Consider the following 8178-nt stretch of genomic DNA (forward strand, 5'->3'; position numbering starts at 1 on the left):
GGCCTCCGCGGCGGGCAGCGAGCCCACCAGCCGGCGCTGGCGCACCACTTCGACGCGGTCGCACAGGCCCAGCAGCTCGGGGAGGTAGGAGGAGACGACCACGATCGCCAGGCCGTCGGCGGCCAGTTCGGCGATCACCTGGTAGATGTCGGCCTTGGAGCCGACGTCGACGCCCTTCGTGGGCTCGTCGAGCAGCAGCACCTTGGCGCCGGTGGCCCGCCAGCGGGCGACCAGCGTCTTCTGCTGGTTGCCGCCGGAGAGGGAGGAGACCGGGTCGCTCCAGTCGCCGAGCTTGATGCGCAGGCCCTCGGAGGCGGCGGTGACGTGCTCGCGCATCCGGCGGCGGCGCAGCACCCCGAGGGTGCCGGTGCGCGGCAGGCTGGCGATGGCGACGTTCTTCTCGATGCTCAGCCCCAGCAGCAGCCCGGACTCCTTGCGGTCCTCGGGCAGCAGCCCGAGCCCGGCCCGGGCGGCGGCGCGCGGGGACGTGGCGCTGACGCGGCGGCCGTCGAGGAGGATCTCGCCGCCGAGCACGGGGTCGGCGCCGAAGACGGCGCGCAGCAGTTCTGTGCGCCCGGAGCCGAGCAGCCCGGCCAGGCCCACGACCTCCCCGCGGCGTACGGTCAGGTCGACCGGCGCGGGGAAGCCGGCGGGCCGAAGGCCCCGCAGCTCCAGCCGTACGTCGCCGGGCCGCGCGCGCTCGCCGGGGTAGAGGTTCTCGATCCGGCGGCCGACCATCGACTGCACGAGGGAGTCCTCGTCGTAGTCGGACATCGGCCGGGTCTCGACCAGCCGGCCGTCGCGCAGCACGGTCACCCGGTCGCCGACGGCGAACATCTCCTCCAGCCGGTGGGTGACGTACAGGACGGAGACGCCCTCGTCGCGCAGCACGGCGATGCGGCCCAGCAGCGCGTCCGCCTCCTGCGCGGACAGCGCGGTGGTCGGCTCGTCGAAGACGACGAGCCGCGCGTCCTGGCCGAGCACCCGGGCGATCTCGACCAACTGCCGGGTGGCGGTGGTCAGTTCCGACACGCGGGTGCGCGGGTCCAGGTCGGCCAGGCCGACGCGGGCCAGCATCTCGCGGGCCTGGGCGCGCTGCCGGCGGCGGTCGACCCAGCCGGCGCGGCCGGGCATGCCGAACATGCTCAGATTGCTCGCCACGGTCAGCTCGGGCATCAGGCTCAGCTCCTGATACACCACGCCGATGCCGGCCGCGCGCGCCTCCGCGGGGGTGACGTGGGTGCGCATCTCGCGGCCGCGCACCCGGTACGCGCCGCTGTCGCGGGCCACCGCGCCGGTCAGCACCTTGATCAGGGTGGACTTCCCGGCGCCGTTCTCGCCGGCGAGGCAGTGCACCTCGCCCGGCGCGATGTCCAGGTCCACGTCGGCCAGCGCCGTGACGGCGCGGTAGCTCTTTCCCACGCCCCGCAGGCTGACCACGGGGCTCGGCTCGGGGGTCGCCATGGCCGGCCCTCAGCCCTTGGTCTTGGGCGGGTTGAGCAGTTGCTCGTACTGCTCCTCGTCCACGGTCGACTTGTCGATGACCACGGCGCCCGGGTCGAGCCGGACGGGCGGCGTGCTGTCGCCCGCGGCCATCGCGGCCTCGACGACGCCCTGGTAGCCGAAGAAGAACGGGTTCTGGACGATGATCGCGTCGATGGACCCGTCGCGTACGCCGGCGATCTCGGCGGGGTCGGAGTCGAAGGCGACGACGGCGACGCGGTCGGCGGCGTTGCGCTCGGCGACGGCCTTGGCGGCGCCGGTGCCGGAGGTGTTGTTGTCGGCGAAGACCCCGGCCAGGTCGGGCGTCGCGGTGAGGGCGTCGTTGACCTGGGAGACGGCCTTGTTGAGGTCGTTGTCGTTGACGGAGGTCTGGATGATCTCGGCGTCGGGGCACTTGGCGGCCAGGCCGCTCTTGAAGCCGTTGAACCGGTCGACGAGGACCTGCTGGCCGGAGGTCGAGCTCTCGTGGAGGATCTTGCCGTCCTCCTGGCCCTTGTCGGTGAGCAGTTCGCACATGCGCGCGCCGGCCTGCTCGCCCGCCTTGACGTTGTCGGTGCCGATGAACCCCTCGGCCTCGGTGGTGATCGCGTTGTCGACGGTGATCACCTTGATGCCCGCGTCGCGGGCCCGGTCCACGGCGCTGTTCAGCGCGGTGGAGGAGTTCGAGGCCAGCACGATGGCGTCGGCGCCCCGGGAGATGGAGTTCTCCACCAGGCTGACCTGCTCCTCGATGTCGGTCTCCGAGGTCGGGCCGAAGAGGCCGAGGTCGATGCCGAAGTCGTCGCCCGCCTGCTTGGAGCCGGCGAGCATCGACTGCCAGAAGTCGGAGTCGGTGGCCTTGGTGATGACGTCGACCTTGGTGCCGCCGACCGCGGCGGCGCCGGACGAGGAGGACCCGGAGTCGTCGAACGCCGCCTTCCCGGCGGCGACGCCGCCGGCCGCGAAGACCACGGCCACGGCTGCGGCCACCCCCGAGGAGACGAAACGGATGCGCGCCATGGCTACTCCTGGTTGCTGGGGGACGTGGGGGATGGAGAGGACGAGGGGGACGGAGCGGTGAAGGGGACGAGCAGGGGCGCGCCGCCGTCCGGGGTGCGCCGGACGCGGTAGCCCATGCCGTGGGCGAGGACCCAGCCGTAGTCGTGGCCGGCGTTGCCGGGGTAGACGGCCAGGAAGCGGTACGGCTCGTCGCCGGTGTTGACGCTGCGGTGCGCCCAGCCCGGCGGGATGTAGCCGATGGCCCCCGGGTACATGTCGATCCACTGCGGCCGGTCGCCGTCGAAGAGCAGCAGCCCGCCGGTGCCGGCGAGGCCGAGGTAGATCTCGCCCTGCGGGTTGGGGTGCTGGTGGCCCTTGGTCATGTGGAACTCGCCGCCGACCGTGCCCGGCCGGATCGTGGTGATCGACTGCGGCAGCTCGCCCTCGGCCTCCGGTACGGGCGAGGAGGCGACGTCGTACACGACGGGGTCACCGCCGTCCCGTACCGCGGCGTGCCAGGCGTCGCCGTCGGCGAAGAGGCCGTCGAGATCGGACATGCGCCGGGTGAGCACCGGGCCCGACGGGCTCATGCCGCCGGCCCGCGGATCGAAGGTGATGAGACTCGGCTCGATGGGGGGCGATGCGTATGACGGCACCGTGGCCTCCTGGGGTCGTGCGGGGTACTTCCGGAGGGCGTCAGCGTGATGACCAGGTCATTTGACATCCTGTACGGTCAGGATGTCAAGGGTTCCGGCACGCAGCGGAAACATCGCGGAAACGCGTCGCGGCCGGCCCGCTCGGTGTGAGCGGACCGGCCGGTGAAGGTCGGGTCGGGAGGGGCGTACGGGACGGGTACGGCCCCCGGCGCGTCAGTCGGTGACGATCATCAGCGGGCGCGGCGCGGCGCCGGACTGCCGGGACAGCTCCACCTCGAAGCGGCTGCGGTCGCCGCGGTGGAAGGCGACGAAGCTCTCGACCGGCCGGCCCTGCTCGCCGACGCTGACGCTGCGCAGCACCAGCACCGGGGCGCCCCGGTTGACGCCGAGGCTGCGGGCCAGCTCCGCGGAGGCCACGGCCGCCTCCACCGAGCGGCGGCCCTGCACGAGCCGCACCCCGAACCGCCCCTCCAGCAGCGCGTACAGCGACTCCTGGGTCAGGTCCTCGTCGACCAGACCGGGGGCCACCTCCTGCGGGACGTGGGTGATCGTGAGCACCCACGGCTCCTCCTCGACGAACCGCAGCCGCTCGATGACGATCACCGGGTGCCCCGGCGGCACCTCCAGCGCACCGGCGACCTGCGCGTCCGCCGGGACCACCGCAAGCCGGCGGACCTGGCTGCGCAGGTGGCCGCCGCGGGCGGCGACGTCCTCGTACAGCCCGGTGAGGGACTGGACCAGGCCCTCGGGGGTCTTGGGGTGGGCGACGAAGGTGCCGCGGCCCTTGATCCGCTCGATGACCCCTTCGGACTCCAGCTCGGCGAGGGCCTGGCGGACGACCGTCCGGGAGACCCCGTAGCGTTCGCACAGCTCGTGGTCCCCCGGCAGCCGGTCGCCGGGCCCCAGCTCGCGGCTCTCCATCTCGCCCAGGAGAATCTGCTTGAGCTGGTGGTAGAAGGGGAGCAGCGACGAACGATCGATACTTGACTGCATGTCATGAGAGGATAACAACTCTCACGGCACGACCGCCCGCCGGGCGCCCCTCCCCCACTGCTCCTCTCCGGTCGGCCGGTCAGCCGGCCGGGACGAACATCTTCAGGTCGGTGAGGCTGGCGCTGCCCTCGTAGACGTTGGTGTAGAGGTCGCCGATCACGAACGAGTCGGGGTAGGCCGAGCCCTGCGGCCACTGGTCCGCCCAGGTGGTGCTGCCGTTCTTGTCGTTCTGCACCAGGTCCCCGTCGAACCGGCCGTCGTACTCCTCCGGCTTGGTGTTGTAGTGCCAGATCGGCGCGTCGTCCACGACGAACGGCCGGTGGAAGCGGAGCGTCTGCTGACCGGCGCGGGCGAAGTTGCCGCTGGCCTCCAGGGTGTAGCCGGTGGCGTCGCGCTCGATGGCGAAGGTGTAGTCCTCGTTCGGCATCAGCTCCGGCTGCAGCTCGCCCGCGGAGGAGAGCTGCTGCTCGGCGACGCCGCCGGAGCAGCTCGACATGAACCACTGCGAGTTCCCGGCGAGCCCGCCCTGGCCCGGGGTCCAGTTGGGCATCCCGCTGATCCACATGTTGACGGTGTTGAAGCTGCTGTCCTTGTAGTCGTAGTACTGCCCGGTCGAGGCGTCGCAGATCCGGCCGCCGGTGCCGCCGCCGACGCGGTCGGGGTGCTGGGCGAAGGAGTCCATGAGCACCTTGCGGCGGTAGTGCCAGAAGTGGTTGTTGCGGGGCGCGGGGTCGGGGAAGTCGACGATCGACATGTAGTGGAAGCCGTTGTAGCCGTACGGGCCCTCGCGCACGTCCTGCCACTCGCAGTACGGCGCCGAGGCGTCGCCCTCCCAGCCGGGGCTGTTCGAGCCCTCGCCCCAGGGGTGCTGCGTCTTGCAGCCCTCGGCGTCGTAGCCGTTGATCCGGCCGTCGTACTCGATGGAGCCGTTGCGCTTGCCGCCGAAGTCCAGCGTCTTCAGCTTGTACTCGATGCGGTACGCGTCGGGCAGCTGCTCGGTGGGCCGCAGGATGGCGCCGCCGGTGTGGTCGGGCACGTCGAGCCGGGCGACGGGGCCGCCGCCCGCGGTGTCGTTGGTGATCGACGGCGGCTGCTCGATCTCGCCGTCCTTGTTCCAGTCGCGGGCCGAGAGCGAGGCCGTCAGCCAGCCGCCGTCGCCGACCGGGAACTCCTTGCGGTACGTGTCGAAGGAGCCCATCGCCTCCTCCCAGTCGGGGCCGTAGTCGTTGCGGTACCACTGGCCGTTGTCGTCCATGATCGTGTCGAACGGCTCGTCGTAGGTCTCGCGGGTCCAGGACGCGCCGTCCGGGTCCAGCTGATCGGCGAAGTCCTCCTCGTGCAGCAGCTGCCACTCCACCGCGGAGCCGGCGGTGGCGCCCTCCGGCGCGGCCGAGGCCGTCGCCGTGCCGCCCTGGAGGGCGGGGGTCAGCGCCAGGGCGCCGGCGGCGAGCGCGAGGCCGGCGCGGCGGGAGCGGACGGCGAGTCCGCCGGCGCGGGTGGGGGGTCGGGACGTAGACGTCATCAGAAGTTCCCGTCGGGGTCGTAGTACTTCTTCGCGTTGTCCTCGGTCACCATCGGCGCGGGGACGACGGTGTCCTTCTCGGTTTCCTTGCCGTCGAGGATCTCGACGGTGCGGTCGAGGCCCAGGCTGCCGATCTCGTCCGCGTCGTTGAGCCCGGTGACCAGGTAGTTGGTGCCGTCGAGGATCGCCTTGACGGCCTCGGTCTGGCCGTCCACGCCGGCCAGCACAATGTCCTCGGCCAGCCCGGCGTCCGACACGGCGCGCTGCGCGCCCAGGCACATCGCGTCGTTCTCGCAGAACACCGCGTCGATGTCGGAGTGCGCGGCGAGCAGGTCCTCCATGACCTTCAGCCCGCCGTCGGTGGTCCAGTCGCCGAAGCCCGGCGCCTCGACCAGCTCGATGCCGGGCGCGCCGTCGAGGGCCTGCTTGACCCCGTCGGTACGGGCCAGGCCGATGCTGTTGTCCGCGGGGCCGCCCTTGATGATCGCGACCTTGCCGCCGTCGGGCAGGCGCTCCAGCAGGAAGTCGCCGTTCTGCTTGCCGATGGCCTCGTTGTCCGGGCCGATCCAGCTCGTGTAGTCGCCCGTCCGGAACTTCCGGTCGACCAGCACGGCCGGCTTGCCCGCGGCCTTGATGGCGTTCAGCACCGCGGGCGCCGACTCCAGCGGGCCGCCGGAGACGATCACGGCGTCGACGCCCTTGGCGAGCAGGTCGTCGACGTTGGCGGCGAGCTTGGCGGCGTCGCCGCCGGCGTCGGTGGAGCGGACGTCGACGCCCTGCTTCTTCGCCCGGGCCTCGATCGCCTTGTCCATGCCGTTGAAGTAGGGGCCGCTGAGGGTGAAGTTCGCGACGCCGACCGTGTACGAGCCGTCCCCGCCGGAGTCGTCGGAGGAGCAGCCGGCCAGCGCCGTGGCGGTGAGGAGGCCGGCGGCGAGGGCCGCGGCCGAGCGGATGCGGATCATGTGGTTCTCGCCTTCGTTCGGTCGGTGCCGCCGCTCCCGCCGCGCAGCCGGCCGGCGCGCTGCACGAGGATGACGGCCACGATGATCAGGCCCTTGAGGACCTGCTGCCAGAAGCTCTGCACGTCGTAGAGGTTCAGCAGGTTGTTGATGAGGGCCAGCAGCAGCACGCCCGCGAAGGTGGCGCGGACCGAGCCCTTGCCGCCGGCCAGGCTGGCGCCGCCGATCACGCAGGCGGCGATGGCGTCCAGCTCGAACGCGGTGCCGACGCTGGGCTGCGCGATGCCCACCCGGCTGGCCAGGATGACCCCGGCGAGCCCGGCGCAGGCGCCGCTGATCGTGTACGCGAGCACGAGGTGCCGGCGCACCCCGATCCCCGCGAGGCGTACCGCCTCGGCGTTGCCGCCGATGGCGACGAGTGCCCGGCCGGGCGCGGTACGGGTGAGGAAGATCCCGCCGAGGAGGAAGACGCCGAGCATGATCAGCGTGGCGGCGGGAAACGGCCCGGCGGTCGCGGAGCCCAGCTCGAAGAAGCTCTCCTTGGTCGGCGCGACGGGCGTCTCGGAGTAGACGAACGCCAGCCCGCGCACCGTGGTCAGGGCCGCCAGCGTCACCACGAACGGGGCGATCGCGAATCTCGCCACGAGCGTGCCGTTGACCGCCCCGCAGCCGATGCCGACGGCGACCCCGGCCAGCAGGGCGAAGGGCACGGGCATGTCGGCGGCGAGGCCGGCGGCCATGATGCCGGTCAGCGCGACGACGGAGCCGACGGACAGGTCGATGCCGCCGGTGACGATCACCACGAGCATGCCGTAGGCGAGCAGGCCGGTGGTCACCATCTGCTTCATCAGGTTGGTGAGGTTGGTGTCGGTGAGGAACGCGTCGGTCGTGGAGCCGGCGACGGCGACGAACGCCGCCAGCAGCAGGAGCATCCCGGCCTCGGCGGTGAAGTCCCGGCCGCGTACCACCAGCCGCGGCAGCCGCAGGCGGGCGAGGACCGGGGCGGGGGTCCGGTCGGCCGGCTCCTTCCCGGTGCTCTCGGTGCTCTCCGTGGTCCCGGTGGTCCCGGTGTCCGGTGTCGTGTCGGTCTTCGCGGCGTCCGCCGCCGGGGGCCGCCCGTTCACGCGGCACGCCCGATCGCGTACGAGAGGACGCCGTCCTCGGTGGCGTCCTTCGCGGGCACGTCCGCGACGAGCCGGCCCTCGTGCATCACCAGCACGTGGTCGCTCGCCCCGATCACCTCCGTGAGGTCCGAGGAGACCAGCAGCACGGCCATCCCGCCGCGGGCCAGTTCGTCGAGCGTCCGGTAGATCTCCGCGCGCGTCGCCACGTCCACTCCCCTGGTCGGCTCGTCGAGCAGCAGCACCCGCGGCCTGGTCAGCAGCCACTTCGCGAGCACCGCCTTCTGCTGGTTGCCGCCGCTGAGCGTCCACACGGGCAGCGCGGCGCAGTTGGCCGGGCGGATGTCCAGCCGGCCCACCATGTCCGCGGCCTCCCGGCGGCGGCGCGGCCCGTCGAGCAGCGGGCCGCGGGTGGCGGTGTGCAGCGTCGTCAGGCCGATGTTCTC

Annotated in this window: 8 protein-coding genes; all 8 read right to left on the minus strand. The window is 72.3% G+C overall.

Going from position 1 to position 8178, the window contains the following annotated elements:
• A partial coding sequence (locus H5J30_RS10690; protein ID WP_181787192.1) for a sugar ABC transporter ATP-binding protein occupies positions 1 to 1464 on the minus strand: 1464 nt, incomplete at its 3' end.
• 9 nt (positions 1465 to 1473) lie between these two features.
• Positions 1474 to 2502: an ABC transporter substrate-binding protein gene (locus tag H5J30_RS10695; RefSeq protein ID WP_181787193.1), complete on the minus strand. Its 1029-nt coding sequence runs from the start codon at positions 2500 to 2502 to the stop codon at positions 1474 to 1476.
• A 2-nt stretch (positions 2503 to 2504) separates the two neighbouring features.
• Positions 2505 to 3137 carry a glucose-6-phosphate isomerase family protein gene (locus tag H5J30_RS10700; RefSeq protein WP_181787194.1) on the minus strand — a complete coding sequence of 211 codons (633 nt, stop codon included), beginning with the start codon at positions 3135 to 3137 and terminating at the stop codon, positions 2505 to 2507.
• 213 nt (positions 3138 to 3350) lie between these two features.
• Positions 3351 to 4130, minus strand: coding sequence for a GntR family transcriptional regulator (locus H5J30_RS10705; protein ID WP_181787195.1), 780 nt, complete (start codon positions 4128 to 4130; stop codon positions 3351 to 3353).
• 79 nt (positions 4131 to 4209) lie between these two features.
• A complete protein-coding gene (locus H5J30_RS10710; RefSeq protein WP_181787196.1) occupies positions 4210 to 5652 on the minus strand; it encodes a mucin-5B in 1443 nt (480 codons plus the stop codon).
• A complete protein-coding gene (locus tag H5J30_RS10715; RefSeq protein WP_181787197.1) occupies positions 5652 to 6614 on the minus strand; it encodes a substrate-binding domain-containing protein in 963 nt (320 codons plus the stop codon). The genes H5J30_RS10710 and H5J30_RS10715 overlap by 1 nt, the downstream gene beginning before the upstream one ends.
• Complete coding sequence (locus tag H5J30_RS10720) at positions 6611 to 7735, minus strand: ABC transporter permease (protein WP_181787198.1); 1125 nt, start codon at positions 7733 to 7735, stop codon at positions 6611 to 6613. The genes H5J30_RS10715 and H5J30_RS10720 overlap by 4 nt, the downstream gene beginning before the upstream one ends.
• Positions 7732 to 8178 (minus strand): ATP-binding cassette domain-containing protein (locus tag H5J30_RS10725; protein WP_258563236.1); only part of this gene is annotated, 447 nt, incomplete at its 5' end. The genes H5J30_RS10720 and H5J30_RS10725, both read right to left, overlap by 4 nt.

Source organism: Streptomyces phytophilus (assembly GCF_013870535.1).
Lineage (GTDB): Bacteria > Actinomycetota > Actinomycetes > Streptomycetales > Streptomycetaceae > Streptomyces > Streptomyces phytophilus.

What these genes read in the sequence shown, in the direction of transcription:
- H5J30_RS10705 (WP_181787195.1), bottom strand. Translation starts at nt 4,130, where the DNA reads ATGCAGTCAAGTATCGATCGTTCGTCGCTGCTCCCCTTCTACCACCAG.
- H5J30_RS10715 (WP_181787197.1), bottom strand. Translation starts at nt 6,614, where the DNA reads ATGATCCGCATCCGCTCGGCCGCGGCCCTCGCCGCCGGCCTCCTCACC.
- H5J30_RS10695 (WP_181787193.1), bottom strand. Translation starts at nt 2,502, where the DNA reads ATGGCGCGCATCCGTTTCGTCTCCTCGGGGGTGGCCGCAGCCGTGGCC.
- H5J30_RS10710 (WP_181787196.1), bottom strand. Translation starts at nt 5,652, where the DNA reads ATGACGTCTACGTCCCGACCCCCCACCCGCGCCGGCGGACTCGCCGTC.